Source organism: Nonomuraea guangzhouensis (genome assembly GCF_019396345.1).
GTDB classification, from domain to species: domain Bacteria; phylum Actinomycetota; class Actinomycetes; order Streptosporangiales; family Streptosporangiaceae; genus Nonomuraea; species Nonomuraea guangzhouensis.
Genome location: NZ_JAHKRM010000011.1, coordinates 72,294 through 92,080, shown reverse-complemented (window position 1 = coordinate 92,080; position 19,787 = coordinate 72,294). Strand labels below are relative to the sequence as shown.

General features: G+C 71.6%; 16 protein-coding genes. 6 read left to right on the top strand and 10 right to left on the bottom strand.

Annotation, left to right across the window (positions count from 1 at the left end; translation table 11 throughout):
• Window positions 1–38 precede the first annotated feature (38 nt).
• From purN to KME78_RS23590, 3 genes are all read left to right on the top strand, one after another.
• Entirely contained in the window at window positions 39–668 is a 630-nt protein-coding gene (gene purN, locus KME78_RS23600; protein WP_219531321.1) for a phosphoribosylglycinamide formyltransferase, read from the top strand.
• On the top strand, window positions 665–2,206 hold the full coding sequence (gene purH / locus KME78_RS23595; RefSeq protein WP_219531320.1) for a bifunctional phosphoribosylaminoimidazolecarboxamide formyltransferase/IMP cyclohydrolase: 1,542 nt from the start codon (window positions 665–667) through the stop codon (window positions 2,204–2,206). The genes purN and purH overlap by 4 nt, the downstream gene beginning before the upstream one ends.
• Before the next feature lie 118 nt (window positions 2,207–2,324).
• Entirely contained in the window at window positions 2,325–2,507 is a 183-nt protein-coding gene (locus KME78_RS23590) for a hypothetical protein (RefSeq protein WP_219531681.1), read from the top strand.
• Between the two features lie 20 nt (window positions 2,508–2,527).
• Here the strand turns inward: KME78_RS23590 and KME78_RS23585 are convergent, their stop codons facing one another.
• From KME78_RS23585 to KME78_RS23575, 3 genes are read right to left on the bottom strand one after another with little or no spacing between them, the layout of a single operon-like run.
• Window positions 2,528–3,550, bottom strand: a complete 1,023-nt coding sequence (locus KME78_RS23585) for an ROK family protein (protein WP_219531319.1) — start codon at window positions 3,548–3,550, stop codon at window positions 2,528–2,530.
• Between the two features lie 8 nt (window positions 3,551–3,558).
• Window positions 3,559–4,521, bottom strand: coding sequence for a DUF7158 domain-containing protein (locus KME78_RS23580; protein ID WP_246651736.1), 963 nt, complete (start codon window positions 4,519–4,521; stop codon window positions 3,559–3,561).
• Complete coding sequence (locus KME78_RS23575) at window positions 4,518–8,690, bottom strand: glycoside hydrolase family 38 N-terminal domain-containing protein (RefSeq protein WP_219531318.1); 4,173 nt, start codon at window positions 8,688–8,690, stop codon at window positions 4,518–4,520. The genes KME78_RS23580 and KME78_RS23575 overlap by 4 nt, the downstream gene beginning before the upstream one ends.
• 109 nt (window positions 8,691–8,799) lie before the next feature.
• Between KME78_RS23575 and KME78_RS23570 the strand changes: the two genes are divergently transcribed.
• Window positions 8,800–9,645 (top strand): bifunctional methylenetetrahydrofolate dehydrogenase/methenyltetrahydrofolate cyclohydrolase, encoded by an 846-nt coding sequence (locus tag KME78_RS23570; protein ID WP_219531317.1) that lies wholly within the window; start codon window positions 8,800–8,802, stop codon window positions 9,643–9,645.
• A gap of 10 nt (window positions 9,646–9,655) precedes the next feature.
• On the opposite strand, the gene KME78_RS23565 is transcribed toward KME78_RS23570, so the two are convergent.
• Genes KME78_RS23565 through KME78_RS23545 form a run of 5 tightly spaced genes read right to left on the bottom strand, consistent with a single transcriptional unit; the run spans window position 9,656 to window position 14,684 of the window.
• Window positions 9,656–11,449: a thiamine pyrophosphate-dependent enzyme gene (locus KME78_RS23565; protein ID WP_219531316.1), complete on the bottom strand. Its 1,794-nt coding sequence runs from the start codon at window positions 11,447–11,449 to the stop codon at window positions 9,656–9,658.
• The gene (locus KME78_RS23560; RefSeq protein WP_219531315.1) at window positions 11,446–12,216 is read right to left on the bottom strand and encodes an ABC transporter ATP-binding protein; all 771 of its coding nucleotides are present in this window, start codon (window positions 12,214–12,216) and stop codon (window positions 11,446–11,448) included. Before KME78_RS23560 ends, KME78_RS23565 begins: the two co-directional genes overlap by 4 nt.
• The gene (locus KME78_RS23555; RefSeq protein WP_308127102.1) at window positions 12,209–12,958 is read right to left on the bottom strand and encodes an ABC transporter permease; all 750 of its coding nucleotides are present in this window, start codon (window positions 12,956–12,958) and stop codon (window positions 12,209–12,211) included. Before KME78_RS23555 ends, KME78_RS23560 begins: the two co-directional genes overlap by 8 nt.
• Window positions 12,955–13,734, bottom strand: coding sequence for an ABC transporter permease (locus tag KME78_RS23550; RefSeq protein ID WP_308127101.1), 780 nt, complete (start codon window positions 13,732–13,734; stop codon window positions 12,955–12,957). Before KME78_RS23550 ends, KME78_RS23555 begins: the two co-directional genes overlap by 4 nt.
• Window positions 13,735–13,745: 11 nt before the next feature.
• Window positions 13,746–14,684 (bottom strand): ABC transporter substrate-binding protein, encoded by a 939-nt coding sequence (locus tag KME78_RS23545; RefSeq protein ID WP_219531313.1) that lies wholly within the window; start codon window positions 14,682–14,684, stop codon window positions 13,746–13,748.
• A 99-nt stretch (window positions 14,685–14,783) separates the two neighbouring features.
• Here KME78_RS23545 and KME78_RS23540 point away from each other — a divergent pair, with 99 nt between their 5' ends.
• On the top strand, window positions 14,784–15,557 hold the full coding sequence (locus KME78_RS23540) for an IclR family transcriptional regulator domain-containing protein (RefSeq protein WP_246651735.1): 774 nt from the start codon (window positions 14,784–14,786) through the stop codon (window positions 15,555–15,557).
• Here KME78_RS23540 and KME78_RS23535 read toward each other — a convergent pair whose 3' ends face one another.
• Both KME78_RS23535 and KME78_RS23530 read right to left on the bottom strand, forming a co-directional pair.
• Window positions 15,558–16,463, bottom strand: a complete 906-nt coding sequence (locus KME78_RS23535; RefSeq protein WP_246651734.1) for a MurR/RpiR family transcriptional regulator — start codon at window positions 16,461–16,463, stop codon at window positions 15,558–15,560.
• Window positions 16,448–17,878 carry a glycoside hydrolase family 3 protein gene (locus KME78_RS23530; RefSeq protein ID WP_219531311.1) on the bottom strand — a complete coding sequence of 477 codons (1,431 nt, stop codon included), beginning with the start codon at window positions 17,876–17,878 and terminating at the stop codon, window positions 16,448–16,450. The genes KME78_RS23535 and KME78_RS23530 overlap by 16 nt, the downstream gene beginning before the upstream one ends.
• Before the next feature lie 91 nt (window positions 17,879–17,969).
• Between KME78_RS23530 and KME78_RS23525 the strand changes: the two genes are divergently transcribed.
• Window positions 17,970–19,499, top strand: coding sequence for a glycoside hydrolase family 10-like protein (locus KME78_RS23525; protein WP_219531310.1), 1,530 nt, complete (start codon window positions 17,970–17,972; stop codon window positions 19,497–19,499).
• The last annotated feature ends 288 nt before the right edge of the window (window positions 19,500–19,787 follow it).

Sequence of the window (19,787 nt, the reverse complement as noted above, 5' to 3'; positions counted from 1 at the left end):
ACGCTTGCAACCCCACCCTGTTTCCCATTGGAGTGCGCGTGTCAAAGGCTGGGCGGCTCGTCGTCCTCGTCTCCGGCTCTGGAACAAACCTACAGGCCCTGCTGGACGCTTCCGCCGATCCGGCTTACGGCGCCCGCGTGGTGGCCGTCGGCGCGGACAGGGATGGCATCGAGGGATTGGCCAGGGCGTCGCGGGCTGACGTTCCTACTTTCGTCGAAAAACTGGGTGATTACGAGCAGCGTACGGAATGGGATGTGGCGATCGCGGACCGCATCGCCTCGTACGAGCCCGATCTGGTGGTGTCCGCGGGCTTCATGAAGATACTCGGCGCCCCGACGCTCGACGCGTTCCCGCTGCTCAACACCCATCCCGCGCTGCTGCCCGCGTTCCCGGGCGCGCACGGGGTGCGCGACGCGCTCGCCTACGGCGTCAAGGTGACGGGCTGCACGGTCATGCTGGCCGACTCCGGTGTCGACAGCGGGCCGATCGTCGCCCAGGAGGCCGTGGCCGTGCTGCCGGGCGACGACGAGGCGGTGCTGCACGAGCGCATCAAGACCGTCGAGCGCCGCCTGCTCGTCGAGATCGTCGGCCGGATGGTCCGTGAGGGCTGGACGGTCAGCGGACGGACCGTCCGCATCGGTAACCAACCAGAAGGGGAAACGAAGTGACTCGCATCGCCATCCGGCGCGCGCTGATCGCGGTGTACGACAAGTCCGGGCTGGAAGAGCTGGCCAGGGCTCTCGACGGCGCGGGGGTGGAGATCGTGTCAACGGGCGGCACCGCCGCCGCCATCGCGTCCTACGGCATCCCCGTCACCAAGGTCGAGCAGTTGACCGGCTTCCCCGAGTGCCTCGACGGCCGGGTCAAGACGTTGCATCCGCGCGTGCACGCCGGGCTGCTGGCCGACCTGACCAAGCCCCACCACGTGGCCCAGCTCGACGAGCTGGAGATCGACCCGTTCCAGCTGGTGGTGGTCAACCTCTACCCGTTCGAGCAGACGGTGGCCTCCGGCGCGTCCGCCGAGGAGTGTGTCGAGCAGATCGACATCGGCGGGCCCGCGATGATCCGCGGCGCCGCCAAGAACCACAGCACCTGCGCCGTCGTCGTCGACCCGCGTTTCTACGGCGACGTGCTGGGCGCGCTCGCCGAAGGCGGCTTCACGCTGACCGAACGCAAGCGGCTGGCGGGCATCGCCTACGCCCAGACGGCCTCCTACGACGTGGCCGTGGCGTCCTGGTTCGGCAACGTCTACCGGGTCGAGGACGACTGGCCCTCGTTCATGGGCGCCACCTGGAAGCGCAAGTCGACCCTGCGCTACGGGGAGAACCCGCACCAGTCCGCCGCCCTCTACAGCGGCGGCCTCGACGGCCTGGCCAACGCCGAGCAGGTGCACGGCAAGGAGATGTCGTACAACAACTACCTCGACGCCGACGCCGCCTGGCGGGCGGCCTGGGACTTCGCCGACCCCTGCGTCGCGATCATCAAGCACCAGAACCCGTGCGGCATCGCCGTCGGGTCCGATGTCGCCGACGCGCACCGCAAGGCGCACGCGTGTGACCCGGTCTCGGCGTACGGGGGCGTCATCGCGGTCAACGGGGCCGTCACGGCCGAGCTGGCCGGGCAGATCGCCGAGGTGTTCACCGAGGTCGTCGTCGCGCCGTCGTACGATCCCGAGGCGCTGGCCGTGCTGACGCAGAAGAAGAACGTCCGCCTGCTGATCTGCCCCACGGGTCCGGCGAACGCCGCAGAGTTCCGCCGGATCGACGGCGGACTGCTCGTCCAGCAGACCGACCGGGTCAACGCGCCCGGTGACGCGCCGGAGAGCTGGCAGCTCAAGGCGGGCGAGCCGGTCTCGGAGGCGATGCTGGCCGACCTGGCGTTCGCGTGGCGGGCCAGCCGCTCGGTCAAGTCCAACGCCATCCTGCTGGCGTCCGGCGGGGCGACCGTGGGCGTCGGCATGGGGCAGGTCAACCGGGTCGACTCGTGCCGGCTGGCGGTGGCCCGCGCCGGTGAGCGGGCCGCGGGGTCGGTGGCGGCGTCGGACGCGTTCTTCCCGTTCCCCGACGGGCTGGAGGTGCTGATCGAGGCGGGCGTCAAGGCCGTCGTGGAGCCCGGCGGGTCCGTACGCGACCAGCTCGTCATCGAGGCGGCGGAGGAGGCGGGCGTGGCGCTCTATTTCACGGGGACGCGCCACTTCTTCCACTGATTCCTGGGATTCGTGTGAAAGGTAAAAGGGCGGCACAAGGCCGCCCTTTTGCACACAAGCATAGGTAATGTCCGGTTACCCTGTGGGCCTTGCCGGTCTTTCCTCGGGAGTTTCCCTTATGGCGCTGCTCGACTCAGCTCTGTATGCCTTCGTGACCATGAACGGGTTCGCCACCAGCCCGGTCATGCTGGTCGTGCTCGCCTTCATCGGTGCCTACCTCGGCGTACGCGTCGTGGAGGTCGTCCCATTCACCCGTCGCATCATCGAGCGCCGCGAGGCGCAGGCGGCCGAGCGCGAGTAGCCCGCTCGGCCGTCCGCGCCTCAGACGGCTGAACGGGAATGGTCCCAGGCCAGCTTGGCGGCTCCGGCGAGTGCGGCTCGTACGCCCAGGGTGGTCGGCTCCACCTCCACCGCCCTGACGAACGCCAGCCCGGCTACGTCGTCCAGTGCCCGCGCCAGCGGGTCGAACAGCACCGGCCCCGCCGCTGAGACGCCGCCGCCGATGACCACCTTGGTGAGTTCGACCGCGGCCGCGGTGGAGGCGATCATGCCGGCCAGCGCCCTGGCACCCCGCTCGAACGCCGCCACCGCCACGGAATCCCCGGCCGCCGCGTCCCGCGCCAGCGTCCGCGCATCAGCCGCCGTGTCCGGCGCCGGCGCCCGCGTGTCGGCTACCGTGTCCGGTGCCAGCGCCCGCGTGTTGGCCGCACCGGCCGACGTATCAGCCGTACCGTCCGGTGCGCCGGCCGGACCATGCACGCCTGGGATCCAGCCGTTGGCCAGGGCCCAGCGGGCGAGGTTCGGGCCGCTGGAGTAGCGCTCGACGCAGCCGCGCCCGCCGCACTCGCAGCGCTCGCCGTACGGGTCGATGGACATGTGACCGACATGTCCGGCATTTCCGTTGGGGCCGAGCAGCGGGACGCCGTCGATCACCAGCCCGCCGCCGATCCCGGTGGACACCACGATCCCGAGCAGCGCCGAACTCCCGCGCCCCGCGCCCAGCCAGTGCTCCCCGAGCGCCATGCACTGGGCGTCACCCGCCAGCATGGTCGGCAGCCCGGTCAGCTTGCGGACCTCGTCACGCAGCGGGAAGCCGCGCCAGCTGGGCATGTTCACCGGGCTGACGGTCCCGGCGGCCAGGTCCAGCGGCCCGGCGCACCCGATCCCGACCGCCTCCGGCGCGGGCCCGCCCCCGGTCACCTCCTCGACCAGGGCCGCCAGAGCGACCATGACCTCCGCCCGCGGCGTGGGCCGGGTGGCGGAACGCAGCATGGAACCCGCCTCGTCCACCAGCGCGGCGGCGAGCTTGGTTCCCCCGATATCAATGGCAAGTACGAAAGTCATCAGTGTTTTCAGTGTTTATGGTGGTTGTCGGGCTGGCGGGGATCGCCAGGGTGTTCCAGTCCGGGCACGAGTTCGACCTTGGCGGCCCGCAACTCGTCGAGCCACCGCGCGAACATCCGGCGCCGCGCGGCGTCTCTCCGCGAGACCGTACCGGGGTTCGAGGGGGAGCGGGTCGGCGGGGTGGGCTCCGGGTGGGCCACCGCTACGTGCCAGCCCAGGGCGTCTTCTACCGGGCCTATGAGCGTCCCGTACGGCCGGCGCGGGATGGCGTCGGCGATCGCCTTGGGCAGGGAGCCCAGCGTCACCGCGCCCAGCGGTTCCAGGTCGTCGGCCGTGGCGGCGGCCGCGTCGGCGCGGTCGGCGAACACCCGATGGCGTACGTCGCGCCGGGCCACACCCTGCGCGGGCACCGGTGATCGCCACTCCGGCGGCACCTCGACCGTGGCCGTCACGTGCTCGAACAGCGCGCGTACCCACGGGCTGCCGTTGTAGGCGGCGGCGTTGATCGACCCCAGCTCCACGGCGGCCGTTGGGTCGAGTTGTCCGGTCTCCACGGGGGTCAGCCCCCGGGCGGCGGCCTCGGCCTCGCACAGCGCCTCGGTGAGGATCACCTGCGTCAGCCACCTGGCGAGCTGCCGGTCCTCGGAGCTTCCCGGGACAGGCAGTGCCGCGTTGAGCGGGCCGTCGCGCAGCTCGCGTACCCGCCGTTCCAGCGGCTCGCGGGAGATCGGCCGACCGCCCACCCATCCGATCACCGCTCCGGCACCAGGCGCGGTAGCTGCCCCGGTCGCCGGGGGCCGTTCCCGCACCGGCCCGCCCGGCGGATCACTAAGCCGGTGCCCGCCCAGGCTGACCGACGCGTCACGGTCATGCTGTCCCGCCAGCGGCGTGTGACCGTCATGGTGGTGGCCCGTTGGCGGCGCGTTGTCCTCGTGCCTGTGCCCGGCCGGGTCAGCGAGCGTGTGGTTCATCGGGTCACCTCCAGGCGGACGGCGGGTGCGTACTGGCAGCGGCCGTACCACATGACCTTGGCCAGCGCCCAGGAGTGCCCGGCCGCCATGTCGTACGGCACCTCCACAGGGAACGACACGTCGACCGTCTCGCCCGGTGCCACGGTGAAGCCCTGGATGACCGTGGGCAGCAGCTCCCACGAGCCCCACGGCGCCGCGAGCTGGGACTCGCCGTGGATCTCGTCCGAGGTGGTGTTCGCCAGCCGTACCACGAGAGACGTGCGGTCGCCCGGGCGGAGGGAGAGCGAGTCCGTGAGGGTGGTGACGGAGAGGCCGGTCGGGCGGCCCTCGGTGGCCTGGGTGCCCTGGAACGCGTCGCTCATCTTCGGGACGGCGCCCTCGACGGGCAGTTCGGGTACGTCGCCCAGCGCGACGGTGGCCACGTCCTCCACCAGCTGATCGCCCACCTTGGTACGGGCCGCGACGAAGTACAGGCCCTGGCCGGGGGCGGGGGTGACGGTGACGGGGAAGCGGAGGTGGCCGCCGGGTTCGAGGCGGAAGGCGCGCTGGGCGGGGGTGGCGCTCCAGCCGTCCGGTACGCGGAGGTCCACCACGCCCTCGTGCGGCGCGTCGACAAGGTGGGACGACACCACGACCTCCACCTCGACCGCCCCCTGCGCCGCCGCGATGAGGCCAGGCGTGACGGTGATCGACACCGGGAGGTAGCCGAGGGGCGCGGGTCCCTTGTTGTGCAGCCAGTAGCGGCTGTAGACGGGCTGGGCCTGCTCGGTCGTGGCGCCCAGTTCGTGCTGGGCTCGCTCAGCGGGGGCGTCCAGGTCGGGGTGGGCGGGCCGGGACGGGGCGGGGGCGAGATAGGTGGCGACCTCGGCCCCGGCCAGGTCGAGCGCGGTCGCCGGATCGCCGGGCCGTTCCAGCAGGTCGGAGTGGACGAGGCCGTCGAGGTTCAGGACCGGCGACTCGATCGCGGCCCGCGAGCCGAGCCCGGTCGACTCCACCAGCCGGATGGTGACACCACCAGAGCCGCCGACGACGGACAGGCCGTGGGCGTGAGGGTTGCCGGTGGCCTTCAGGGTGCCGAGCAGGACGTCCCGGGCGGGCTCCACCCGCAGGAGGGAGTGCACCTGCGGCAACCCGCCGTCCGCAGCCGATGACACCACCCGCGGCAGCAGTGGCGTGATGAACTCCTGCCCCGCCGCCGGCAGCCGCAACGCCCGCCAGTCCCCATCCCCACCGGCCAGCGCGTACGAGAACTCATGCGTCCAGTGCTGCACCTGGAACCCGGCCCCATCAGGCCCGGTACGCCGAGGCGGATCCAACCAGACCCCCGACGGCCACCCGGTACACGACCGCATGAGCGACAGATGCAACGCCCCCGACGAATCCACCGCGAACCCTGGCAACCCATACGTGAGCAGCGCGACCGTCCGAGACTCCAGCACCTCCTCACCGACCGGGCACACGGCGGAGATCACGGCGTCCGCCAGATCCTCCACCACCTCCGCTACCGGCCCGGCCACGATGAGCGCGGGCAGCGCGCGCACGTCACGCAGGTCGGCGCTCGGCTGCCACACCTCGGCCAGCGGCCGTTCCGCGGGCACCCACACCAGCGGCGCCCCCGACTTGAGCGCGTCGAGGAAGGCCGGGTCGCTGCGGGAGAGGAGCTCGGCGGCCAGCGGGTTCGCGTCCGGACCGCCCAGGATGATCCGGAAGTCCGGCAGGTTCGAGTCGACGTCCAGCCAGCCGTACCGGGACCCGGAGGCGGACGAGGTCGTGGCGGTCACGCCCGCGCGGGCCAGCGCCACCACCAGCGAACGTGCCCCGGGCGCATCCTCCAGAGCGGGCACCACCACCTCGGCGACCCCCAGCGCCCGCGCGCCCGCCTCGCCCAGGTCCACCCTGGCCGTGGCGGACAGCCCGAACCAGGTGTTGGCCGGGTTGTCCAGCGTCCACGGGTGCTCGGCGGCGTCGACGTCCGGCTGTGCGAACCCGCGCCCCACCACGGCGCCCGCCACGTCGGAGACCGGTAGCGCGCCCGCCACCTGAGCGGGGAAGCGGACCCGCAGCAGCCGGTCGGCGCCGGTGTAGTCGAGCACGCGGGTGGTGAACTCCACCCGGTCCGAGCCCGTCCACAGCGTGATGATCTGCTCGTAGGAGACCTCGCCCACCTGGCCGGTGATGGTCAGGCGCTCTCCGAGGGGACTCCGCTCGGCCTGTACGGCCAGCGCGGCGGCCTCGCCGGAGCCGGTGACGTGACCGTTCGGCAGCAGATGCCACGGCCCCTCACCCATGTCGGGGTGCGTCGGATATTCCTCATACAGCCGCAGCTCGTTCCCGAGCCCCGACAGCAGCTCGCGCCCCGCCGCGCGGTCGAACACCGACTCCAGCCCGCCGCCCCGCGACGGGTCGGCGACGACGCGCCACCGGTCGTTCGAGATCGAGATGGCCTCGGGCAGCGGCTGCCAGGTGTCGGGTGCCCCCTCGACGATCCGGTACGTACGCCAGCCCATCGAGGGCACGTCCTCGGCCAGGAAGACCAGCGTGCCGTCCTCGTCGATGGCCGGAACAGAGTCGACCCGCTCGCCCGGCGCGAGCCGTACCCGCACCAGGCCGTCACGCGCGAACGGCAGCGTGTTGGTCACCACGACGCTGCGGCCGTCGATCGAGATCTGGCCGACCAGCGCGTCCAGCGCGCGGTCGCGGGCGTCGGCGGCCAGGTCGTGCGCCTCGCGCCAGCCCGTCAGCAGGTCGATGTAGACCTGGTCGGATTCGGAGCCGGTGATCCCGTCGTGGTGCGCGCCGTACGCGAGCTGCCGCCACACCTTGTCCAGCGCGGTGTGCGGGTAGCCGCCCAGCCCCAGCAGCGACGCGAACGCCGACAGCCGCTCGGCGTCGAGCGCCGCCACCTCGGCCGCGCGCTGGGCCTGCTTGGTGTCGATGTACGAGACGTCCTTGCCGGTGTAGATGGGGTTCATGTCCCGGGTCTGCGGGCTGAACGCGGATATTTCCCCGCGCACCGCGTCGAGGAAGTCCCGCGGTGTGCCGCAGACGAACCGGGGCCAGACGTACCGGGCCGCCCAGGTCCGGTGGATGTCGGTCACCCACTTGTTCGGCGGGGTGTAGTCGGTGCCGACGGGCAGCAGGATGTTCCTGGTCGCGGCCACCGGCTTCAGCGACCGGTAGAGCTCGTACGTCGCCCGCGTCGCCTCCTCCAGCGACGGCGAGGAGTCCATCCACCAGCCCGCCGAGTAGTGGGCGGGCATGTAGTGCGTCAGCACACCCTGTCCCGACGGCGAGATCCACTCGAACTCGCTCGGGAACTGCATCAGGGAGGCGTCGTTCTTGGCCTCCTTGAAGTTCTTGCTGATCGGCCCCCACTGGTGGAACGGCCCCCGGGCCCACGCGCTGCCGGTCAGCCCGGCCGCCGCCAGGTAGCCCGGGAACTGCGGGTCATGCCCGAACACGTCGAGCTGCCAGGCGGTACGCGGATCGCCGCCGAGGATGTCGCGCTGGTAGCCGATGCCGTAGACGATGTTGCGGATCGTGCTCTCGGCGCCGGTCAGGTTGGTGTTCGGCTCGTTGTACGTTCCGCCGAGGAGCTCCACCCGGCCCTCGGCGAGCAGCGCGCGCAGGTCGGCGCGGCGCTCGGGATGGGTGTCGAAGAACGGCTTGAGATAGTCGACCTCGGCCAGCACGAAGCGGTAGTCGGGGTCGCGCAGCGCCAGCTCGATATGCGCCTCGACCAGCGCGAACGCGTTGTGCTCCCACAGCGGCCTGGTCGTCGCGTCGACCGAGAGCAGCTCCCAGGGGCTGGTGTAGGCGGCCTGGGTGTTCCACCAGACCGGGTCGTAATGGAAGTGCGACACCATGTACATCGTCCAGCCCGGCTCCTCGGCCGTGACCTCCACGTCGAGCGACGCGTCGCCGAGCGTGACGGTGCAGGGCACCACGGTCCCGGCCGGGACGCTGACGTCCAGCGGCACCTCGACGGTGCGCGGGCCCGCGCCCGGCGGCACGCTCACCGGTGCCGCGCAGGACACCCCGGCGCCGCGGACGTCGAGCGGCGTCTCCTGCCCGCTCAACTCCAGCGTGACCTTGAGCACCTGGTACGGCCGCTCCACCGAGCCGACGAACAGGTCGGTCGACTCGGCTGACAGCAAGTGAGCAGGCAAGACGACTCCTTAAAGGAGATATAGGCGGCTTCGTCACTTTATGCTGTTCCAAGATCCATGACAACGATGTCATCGTCCCCTCCTGCGATCTCATGGAAGGATTCGAGACATGAGCGCAGTGAAACTCGACGGCAAGGCGACCGCCGCAAAGATCAAGGCAGACCTCGCGACGCGGGTGACCGCGCTCAGAGAGCGTGGCATCACCCCCGGTCTCGGCACCGTGCTGGTCGGCGACGACCCCGGCAGCCAGATCTACGTGGCGGGCAAGCACCGCGACTGCGCCGAGGTCGGCATCTCCTCCATCCGCGTGGACCTGCCCGAGGATGCGACCCAGGCCGAGGTCGAGGCGGCCATCGACGAGCTCAACGCCTCGCCGGAGTGCACCGGCTACATCGTCCAGCTCCCGCTGCCCCGTCACCTCGACACGATGGCGCTGCTGGAGCGCATGGACCCGGCCAAGGACGCCGACGGCCTCCACCCGGTCAACCTGGGCCGCCTGGTCCACATGGTCGACGCGCCGCTGCCGTGCACGCCGCACGGCATCGTGCTGCTCCTTCAGGAGTACGGCGTGCCGATCAAGGGCGCCGAGGTGGCCGTGGTCGGCCGCGGCATCACGGTGGGCCGCTCGCTCGGCCTGCTGCTGACCCGGCGCAGCGAGAACGCCACGGTGACCCTCTGCCACACCGGCACCCGCGACCTGGCCGCGCACGTCCGCCACGCCGACATCGTGGTGGCCGCCGCCGGAGTGCCCGGCCTCATCACCCCGGCCATGATCAAGCCGGGCGCGGCCGTGCTCGACGTGGGCGTCTCGCGGGTGGACGGCAAGATCGCCGGTGACGTGGCCGCCGAGGTGGCGGAGGTGGCGGGCTTCCTGACCCCCAACCCCGGCGGCGTCGGCCCGATGACCCGCGCCCTCCTGCTCGCGAACGTGGTCGAAGCCGCCGAACGCGCCTGACTCACCTTCGTTACGGCTGGAAGTCCGCGTCCACCGCGACGGTCACATCGAGCAGCAGGGGCTCCTCGCGGGCCGCGAGCGTGGGCACCACCTCGTCGAGCACCGCGGCGAGCTCCTCCGGCGTGTCCACCCGCCTGGCCTCGCAGCCCAGCGACCGGGCCATCCCGCTCATGCTGACCTCGGTGAACGCGGGCCACGGCGCCTTGCCGCCTGCCTTGTCGGCCAGCCGGTCCATGATCGCGTATCGGCCGTTGGCGAGCACCACGAACAGCGCGCCCACCCGGTAGTGCGCCGCGCTCCACAGCGCGTGTACGCCGTACAGCGCCGAGCCGTCGCCCACCACCGCGACCACCGGCCGGTCGGGCAGCGACATCCGCAGGCCGACCGCCGCCGGCAGGCCGAACCCCAGCCCGCCCATGGCCGCCGACACGAAGCCGAGCGGGTTGCGGGCCGGGACCAGCCAGTGCAGGTCCGGGCGCGACGACGGGGTCTCCTCGACGAGCACCGCATCGACCGGGAGCCGCCTGGCGAGCTCGTGCAGCACGTACGCGGGGCGCAAACTGTCCCCTGTCACGTGCGCGGCTCGCGACCCGTCGCCTGTCAGGGGTTGCACGTGCGTGGCCAGCGACCCGTCGCCTGCAAGGGGCGGCGCGGGCGCGGCGGGCGCGGGCCGTACCGGGGCCGGTCGGGCGGGGACGAGCGCGGCCAGGCGCTCGCAGACGGCGGACGGGGCGGCGAGGTAGGCCAGGTCGGCGGGGCTCCGGTGCGCCTCGGCCGGGTCATCGGTGACCAGCGCGACCGTCGTGCCGGGCTCGACCAGCGGGCCGGTGTCGAACGGGTACTGGCGGAAGACCGGGGCACCCACGGCGAGCACCACGTCGTGCCCGGCCAGCGCCGCGCGCAGCCGGGTGCGATCGGCGGGCAGCACCCCGGCATACTGCGGATGGTCCTGCGGAAACCCCGCCATCGCGCCGAACGACTCCTGCCAGACCGGACACCCCAGCCGCTCGGCGAGCGCCACCACCGCCGACCAGCCGGCGCCCCGTCCACGTGAGTCCGCGAAGGGAGTTCCCTCACCGGACGCGCCTGTGGGACCCGCGCCTGTGGTGCCCGCGCCCAAGGTGTCCGCGCCCAAGGTGTCCGCGCCGGAGGGGCGCGCGCCTGAGGCGGCCGTGTCCGCGACGCCCGCGCCCGCGACGATCGCCGGCGAGCGGGCCCCGGACAGCAGGTCGACCAGGGGTGCGAGTGACTCGTCCGGTACGGCGGCAGGCCGCAGCAGGCGCGTCGGCGCCGCGATCGTCTCGTTCTCGAACGGCGCCGCCCAGTCGTCCATCGGCACCACCACCAGCGCGGGCCCCCGGAAGGTCACCGCCTCGTGGTAGGCCCGCGCCACAGCCCCCGGCACGTCCTGAGGCCGCGCCGGTTCGTCGACCCACACCGGATAGTCCCCGGCCAGCCCGGTCAGCCGCCCGGTCAGGAACGGTTCCAGCGCCAGATGGCGGCGGTCCTGCTGCCCGACCAGGATCACCAGCGGCACCCGGTTGGCCCGCGCGGTGGCGATCGCGCCGACCGCGTTGCCCAGACCCGCCGCCGTGTGCAGGACGGCCAGCGCCGGAGCCCGGTGCCCGATCGCCCACCCGGTGGCCATGCCGACCACCGACCCCTCGTGCAGGGCGAGCACGAACCGCAGGTCGTCAGGGAGCCCGGTCAGCAGCGCGACCTCGGTCGAGCCCGGGTTGCCGAAGATCGTGGTCAGCCCGAAACGCCTGAGCACGTCGAACGTGGCGTCCCGGACCGTGCTCATCGGGCCTCCCTGGCGCGTTGGATCCGCTCGTAGATGTGCCCGCGCAGTTCGCCGAAGCGCGGCAGTGACCGCGTGGTGAGCTGGTCGCGCTGCGCAGGCAGGTCGATCTTCAGATCTTCCATGATCACTGTTGGTGACGACGATAGCACGATCACGCGTTGTCCCAGGTAGACGGCCTCGTCGATGTCATGCGTGACGAACAGGATGGTCACCCCGAGGTCCCTCCAGAGCGCCAGGATCAGGTCCTCCAGATCGGCCCTGGTCTGCGCGTCCACGGCGGCGAACGGCTCGTCCATCAGCAGCACCCGCGGCTCGTACGCCACGGCCCTGGCGATCGCGACCCGCTGCTGCATGCCGCCGGACAGCTGCCACGGGTGCGCGTCCGCGGCGTCCGTGAGGCCCACCGCCTCCAGCGACCCGGAGACCAGCTCCAGGCGGCGCGGCGCGGGAATCCGTTTCTCCTTCAGCGGCAGCTCGACGTTCTGGCGCACAGTCATCCAGGGGAACAGGCTCCGGGCGTACTCCTGGAAGACCACGGCCATACGCGGCGGCGGGCCGGTGACCGGCACTCCGGCCACCCGCACCTGGCCGCCGCTGACCGGCAGCAGCCCGGCGACGGACCGCAGCAGCGTGGTCTTGCCGCAGCCGGAGGGCCCGACCACGCACACCAGCTCGCCCGCGCCGACGCTGAAGGTCAGCGAGCGGATCGCCTCGACGCTGCGGTTAGGGCTCTCGTAGACCTTGCGCAGCTCCGCAATCTCAAGCACGGGCGGCTCCGGCGCCGTAGTACCAGGAAAGGACCCGCCGCTCCACGAAGCGGAAGAGCAGCGACAGCGTCAGCCCGATCAGCCCGAGCAGCAGGATGCCGCTCCACATCTCGGCGATCTGGAACTGCCGCTGGAACAGCACGATCGTGAACCCGAGCCCACTGGAGCTGGCGAACATCTCGCTGATGACCATGAGGATGATCCCGATGGACAGCGCCTGCCGCAGCCCGGCCATGATCTGCGGGCTGGCCCCGCGCAGCACGAACCGGCGCAGCCGGGTGGCTCCGCGCACGCCGTACATCCGGCAGGTGTCGGCGAGCACCTCGTCCAGCGCCCGTACGCCTTCGACGGTGTTGAGCAGGATCGGCCAGAGGCAGCCCGAGACGATGACCAGCACCTTCATCGGCGTGTCGATCCCGGCCAGCAGCATGAGCAGCGGCACGAGCACAGGCGGCGGGATCGCCCGGAAGAACTCCAGCACCGGCTCCAGCGTCGCGCGCAGCCGCGGCGACAGCCCGATCGGCACCCCGAGCCCCACGCCCAGCACGCTCCCGAGCGCGTACCCGGCGAGCAGCCGCCCGATGCTGGGCAGCACGTCGTCGAACACCCGCGCCGAGAACCAGGTCTGCCCGAACGCCCGCGCCACCCGTACGGGATCCGGCAGGTAGAACGACCCACCACTGACCAGCCACCAGCCCAGCACCAGCAGCACCGGCACCCCGAAAAGCCTGACCACCTTCACGGGCCGGCCTCCGATCGCACCGCGGGATGCCACGACAGCACCCGGCGCTCCAGGAGCCGCACCGCGGCGTTGACCCCGATCCCGACCAGCCCGGCGAGCACGATGAGCGCGTACACCGTGGGCACCGCCCCGCTGTTCTGTGCGACCTGGATCTCCGCCCCGAGCCCCGGACTGCCGATCACCAGCTCCGCCGTGACCGCAAGGATGAACGCCACCGCCGCAGCCAGCCGCAACCCGGTCATGACGTACGGCAACGCGGTCGGCCAGACCAGATGCCGGACCCGCGACCAGGACGACAGCCCGTAGGACCGGGCGGTGTCGTCGGCGACCGAGTCGACGGCCGCCACGCCGTACAGGACCTGGATGAGCACCTGCCAGAACGAGGCGTAGACCACCAGCAGCAGCGTCGAGCCGAGCGAAGGACCGTACAGCAGCGTGGCCAGCGGGACCAGCGCCACCGAGGGGATCGGCCGCAGGAACTCGACCGTGGAGCGGGTCGCGGCCCGCAGCCCGGGGACGATCCCGATGACCACCCCGGCCGCCACCGCCAGACAGAACGCGATCGCCAGGCCGAGCGCCCAGCCGAGCACGGTCTCGCCCAGCGCGAACCACAGCTCGGCCGTGACCAACTGGCCGCCCAGCGTGCCGAGGATGTGCGAGGCGGGCGGCAGGAACCGCTTGTCCACCAGCCCGAGCCGGGGCACCGCCTCCAGCAGCACCAGCAGGCCGCCGAGCCCCGCGAGCCCGTACAGCGGCCGCCCCGCCAGCCGCCTCACCGTCAGCCGCCTCACCGCACCAGCGCCGAGACGTCGACCTTGTCCTTGAGGACGCCGTCGGCCAGCGCGAGGTCGGCGATGGTCTGCACGGACGCCTTGTTCACCTCGGCGGGCCACCTGGGCAGGTAGATCTTCGCGATCACCGCAGGGGAGATCTTGGTGTAGGTCTTGAGCACGGCCCTGACCTCGTCGGGGTGGCTGTCGGCGTACTCCAGCGACTTGCGGATGGCCGCGGTGAACCGCTTGGTCAGGTCCGCGTCGGTCTTGCCGGTGGTGAAGTACATCGCCACGGTCAGGTCGGGGGCGGCGTCGGCGAAGTTCCAGGCCACGGCGCGGGCGCCCTGGCTCAGCGCCTGGCTGACGAAGGGCTCGACCACCCAGATGGCGTCCACGCGGCCGGCCTGCAGCGCGGCGGGCGCGTCGGGGAAGGCCAGCTCGACGAACTGGATGCCCGACGGGTCGCCACCGGCCTTGCGTACCGAGGCCCGTACGGTCGTGTCGCCGATGTTCTTGAGCTGGTTGACCGAGATCTTCTTGCCCGCCAGCTCCTTGGCCGACCTGATCGGGCTGTCGTTCTTCACCAGCACCGCGCTGAAGTCCTTGCCCTGCTGACCGGTCGACGAGACGCCGTTGGCGACCACCTGCACGTCGAGCCCCTGCTGCTTGGCGGTCAGCAGCGAGGTGGTGTTGGCGAAGGCGAACTGGAACTGCCCGCTGACCGCGCCGGAGATCGCGGCGGCGCCGCCCTGGACGGGAGTGATCGTCAGGTCGATGTTCTGCTCGGCGAAGAAGCCCTTGGCCTTGCCCAGGTGGATCGGCGCGGTGTCGACGATCGCGATCACGCCGGCGGTGACCTTTGTCTTGCCCTGGTTCGTCGTCGCCGGCTGAGAGGGGCCGCCGCACGCGGCTGTGAGGAGAAGGGCGGCTAAGACCACGAGAGTGCGAGACACTTTTGTCTCCTGTTGTTCGCTATGCGCACAGATATTCTCTGAACGAACACCCCCGTATCGTGGAAGCTACGCCTTTGATGACCTATGTCAAGGATCGTCATGGTTGATCACGTACAGTCGCTGGCCCGCGGTCTCGCGGTGATCCGCGCGTTCAGCGCCACGGCGCCCGAGCTGACGCTGAGCGAGGTCGCCCGCGCGACGGACCTCAGCAGGGCGGCGGCCAGGCGGTTCCTGCTCACGCTCGCCGACCTCGGGTACGTGCGTTCGGACGGGCGGCTGTTCTCGCTCACGCCCAGGGTTCTGGAGCTCGGCTACGCCTATCTGTCCAGCCTGTCGCTGCCCGAGGTGGCCGATCCGCATCTCGAACGGCTGGCCGCCGAGGTGCACGAGTCGGCCTCGGTCGCCGTGCTCGACGGCGCGGACGTCGTGTACGTGGCGCGGGTGGCCACCGCGCGGATCATGCGGGTGACGATCAACATCGGCACCCGGTTCCCCGCGTACTGCACGTCCATGGGCCGGGTGCTGCTGGCGGCGCTCTCCCCGGAGCGGCTCGACGACTATCTCGGCTCGGCCGAGCTGCGCGGGCTCACCTCGCGGACGATCACCCAGTCGGCGGCGCTGCGGGCGGAGCTCGACCGGGTGCGCGCTCGGGGGTGGGCGATGGTCGACCAGGAGCTGGAGGAGGGGCTGCGGTCCATCGCCGTGCCGATCCGCAACCGTTCCGGGCGGGCGGTAGCAGCGGTGAACGTCTCGACCCACGTCAGCCGTACGACGTCGCAGCAGGTCAGGCGGGACCTGCTGCCGCCACTGCTGGCCACGGCCGCCCGGATCGAAGCGGACCTGGCGGGTGTGGCGCGTAGCACGGTGGACTGATCAGCGGCGACGGTAGCGGTCCGTGGCCTCCCTCGTGGCGCGGATCGCGGCGTCGGCCTTGTCGTACGTGCGCTGGGCCAGCCCGACGAAGATGCAGTCGACGATCAGGAGCTGGCTGATCCGGCTGGCCAGCGCCCCCGGCCGGAAGGCGGTCTCCCGCCCCGCCGACACCAGCGTGTAGTCGGCCAGCCCGGCCAGCGACGACCGCGGATTGTTGGTGATCGCGACCAGCAGCGCCCCCGCCTCCGCGGCAGTGCGGGCCGGGTCGAGCACGTCCGGCGTCTCGCCGCTGCAACTGATCGCCACCACCACGTCGCCGTCCCGGAGCAGGGCCGCGCTGGTCAGCGCCATGTGGGCGTCGCTGAACGGGTGGCTGGACAGGCCGATCCGCAGCAGCTTCTGCGACATGTCGGCCGCCACCAGCCCGGACGCCGCCACGCCGTACACGTCCACCCGCCGGGCCCCGGCGATGGCCGTGACGATCTCTCCGAGTGGTTCGGGGTCGAGCTGCGCCGCCGTGTCGGCCAGCGCCTCGGACTCGGCCCGCGCCACCTTGGCGATGACGTCGGTAAGCGGGTCGTCGGGGCCGAGGTCGCCGGGCACCAGCCGTTCCGGCTGCTTGGCCACGGCGGCGGCCAGGGCGAAGCGCATCTGCGAGTAACCGGCGAAACCGAGCGCCCTGGCAGTGCGTACGATCGTCGCCTCGCTCGTCCCGGACACCGCGCTGAACTCGGTGATCGTGCTCCGCACCACCACACCGGGGTCGGCGAGAATGATGCGCGCGATCGCCTGCGCGGCCGGGGTCAGCGACGGGAACACCGCGCGGACGGCGGAGACCGGGTTCGACGGCTCGTTCACCCGCCCGTCCGGCCCGTCAAGCGGCGCCCCGGTCACCGGGTCAGCCATTCGGCGGCCGCCTGCGCCGAGACGCGCGAGATGCCGTGCGTGACCAGGTGCGCGGCGCCGGCGGGCGCCGCGGGGATGCCGGTGTCCACGACGATCACCTCGGGCCGCACCTGTACGGCCCGCGCCACCGTCTCCCGCACCCAGGAATGCCGGGCGGCGTCGTGCACCACGAGGACGACCGGCCGATCGTCGAACGGTGGCAGCTCGCCCTCGGGCTCCATCTGGACCCGCTCGGTGCCCGGCAGCAGCGTGCCGAGAGCCGCCGTGATGCCGGTCGGCGTCGAGGGGTCCACGGCCTTGTTGAGGCGGGTGTTGACCTCCACGACCAGCGGCGCCCGGGTCAGCGAGGCCGTGCCCGTCGTGGTCAGCGCGGCTCTGGCGGCGTCCAGGCCGACGCCCCCGTCGACGTCGGCGCGGGCCTTCTCACGCAGGGCCGACTGCCGGTCGTACCAGCCGGACAGGGCGAGGACCCGGCCGGCGGCCTCGGCCAGCCGCTCCTCGGGGAGCTCGCCAGCCCGGACGGCGGCCACGATGGCGTCGCGGATCTCGTTCAGGCTCCGCTCGGTCGACAGGCCCACGCAGATGGCGTCGACGCCCGCGCCGAGCGCGCGGACCGCGATCTCGCCGGGGGTGAACATCGCGGCCACCGCCCGCATCTCGATCGCGTCGGTGACCAGCATCCCGTCGAAACCGAGCTCGCCCCTGAGCAGCTCGGTCATGACGGTACGGCTGAGCGTCGCGGGCATCGACGGATCGAGGGCGGGGACGAGCAGGTGGCCCGACATGATCGAGCGCACCCCGGCCCCGATCGCGGCCCTGAACGGCGGCAGGTCGCGCTCGGCCAGCAGCTCACGCGAGGCGTGCACGGTCGGCAGCGCCAGGTGCGAGTCCGTGACCGTGTCACCGTGACCGGGGAAGTGCTTGGCGCAGGCGGCGACCCCGGCGCCCTGCACCCCGTTGACGTAGGCGACGGTATGGCGGGCGACCAGGTCGGCGGTCGGGCCGAACGAGCGGACGCCGATCACCGGGTTGGCCGGGTTTGCGTTGACGTCGGCCGAAGGCGCGTAGTTGAGCGTGATGTCGGCGTCGGCGAGCATCCGGCCGATCTGGCGGCCCACCCGCTCGGTCAGGGCCACGTCGTCCACCACGCCGAGCGCCCGGTTGCCCGGGAAGGAGCTGCCGGAGGTGACCTCCAGGCGGGTGACCGCCCCGCCTTCCTCGTCGATCGCCACGACGGCGCCCGGGTTCTCGGCGCGAAAGCGCTGGACGAGCTGCTCGCCGGGCTCGTTGCGGGCGAACAGCACCAGGCCGCCGAGTCCTTCGCCGAGCGCCCTGAGCAACCAGTCGGGCGCGGACGCGCCTTCGTAGCCTGGCTGGAGCACTGTTATCGCTAGTCGGTACAGGTCAGGGGACATGTCGGCATTTTCCTTCACGATTATTGAATTGAAGGTAATTTTCTGTCATCGTCGCCCTCGACACAACCACTTCCGAGAGGCCATCCCCCACATGCCCAGCAGAAGGACGTTACTGAAGGGCCTCGCCCTCGCCGCAGCCGCCTCTGTCGTACCGCTCCCCGCCTTCGCCGCCGACTATGTTCCGCCGTTGCGTCAGATGCGCGGCATGTGGATCGCCTCAGTGGTCAACATCAACTGGCCCTCCAAGACCGGGCTGACCGTCGAGCAGCAGAAGGCGGAATACCTCGCCTGGCTGGACCTGGCGGTGCAGCGGAAGCTGAACTCCGTCTTCGTGCAGATCAGGCCGACCGCCGACGCGTTCTGGCCGTCGCCGTTCGAACCGTGGTCGCAGTGGCTGACCGGCACCCAGGGGCAGGACCCCGGCTACGACCCGCTGGGCTTCATCGTCGAGGAGACGCACAAGCGCGGGCTGGCCTTCCACGCCTGGTTCAACCCGTACCGGGTCTCGATGCAGGCCGACCCGGCCAAGCTGCACCCCGACCACCCGGGCCGCAAGCACCCCGACTGGATCCTGCCGTTCGGCGGCAAGCTCTACTACAACCCCGGCATGCCCGAGGTCCGTAAGTTCTGCCAGGACGCGATCATGGACGCGGTCACCCGGTACGACATCGACGGCCTCCACTTCGACGACTATTTCTACCCGACGAACACCACCGCCTTCGACGACAGCGCCGCGTTCGCCCAGTACGGCGCCGGCTTCCCCGACCTGGCCACCTGGCGGCGCAACAACGTGGACCTCATGGTCTCGGAGATGCAGCAGCGAGTGCGCCAGGTCAAGCCGGACATCGCGTGGGGCATCAGCCCGTCGGGCATCTGGCGCAACAAGGCCAGCGACCCGCTCGGCTCCGACACCGCCGGCGGCCAGTCCTACGACAGCCTGCACGCCGACACCAGAGGCTGGGTGAAGAAGGGCTGGCTCGACTACATCGCGCCCCAGCTCTACTGGTACATCGGGCAGCCGCCGGCCGACTACGCCAAGCTCGTCCCGTGGTGGTCCGACGTGGCGAACGGCACCGGCACGCTGCTCTGGATCGGCCAGGCGGCGTACAAGGCGGGCGACCCGGCCCAGACCGTGCCCCAGTGGCAGGACCCGGCCGAGCTGTCCAAGCACCTCACCCTCAACCGGGACAATCCACCGGTCAGCGGCGACATCTGGTACAACGCCAACGACCTGCGGGCCGACCGGATCGGCTCGATCAGCACGGCCGTGGCCGACCACTACACCCGGCCCGCGCTGGCCCCGGTGCTGACCAGGCTGGCGGGTGGCGAGGCGCCGCACCGGCCGGTGCTGGCGTACGCGCTGCGCAAGCATGATGGGGTGGAGGTACGCGCGGTCGCGACGGACCGGCACGAGCCCTTCCAGTTCGCCATCTTCCGGTTCCCCAGCAAGGCCGGGGCCGGCGCGTTCGCTGACGCTCGCAACCTGGTCGCGGTGGTGCCGGGTGACCGGCAGGTGCGCTGGGTGGATCCGGAGGGCAAGCGCGGGGATCACTACTACGTGGTCGCCGTCGACCGGGCCAACCGGACCAGCAAGCCGAGCAACGGCTTCCGGGTGCTTTAGCGGCAACGGTTCGTCACGCGACCGTCTCAATCCCTGTGACGGTCCGTGGCGGCTGAGGTCCTTGAGGAGGAATACCCCCTTCGGGGGGTGGGAGAGGGCGGTCCGTTGTGGTCGGGGTCCCTTTGGAGGGATCCCCCCTTCGGGGGCGGGAGAGAGCGGTCCGTGGCGGCTGGGGTCCTTGAGGAGGGATACCCCCTTCGGGGGGGCGGGAGAGAGCGGCCCGTCGTGGCCGGGTCCCTTTGGAGGGATCCCCCCTTCGGGGGTGGAAGAGGGTGATCCTCGTGATCG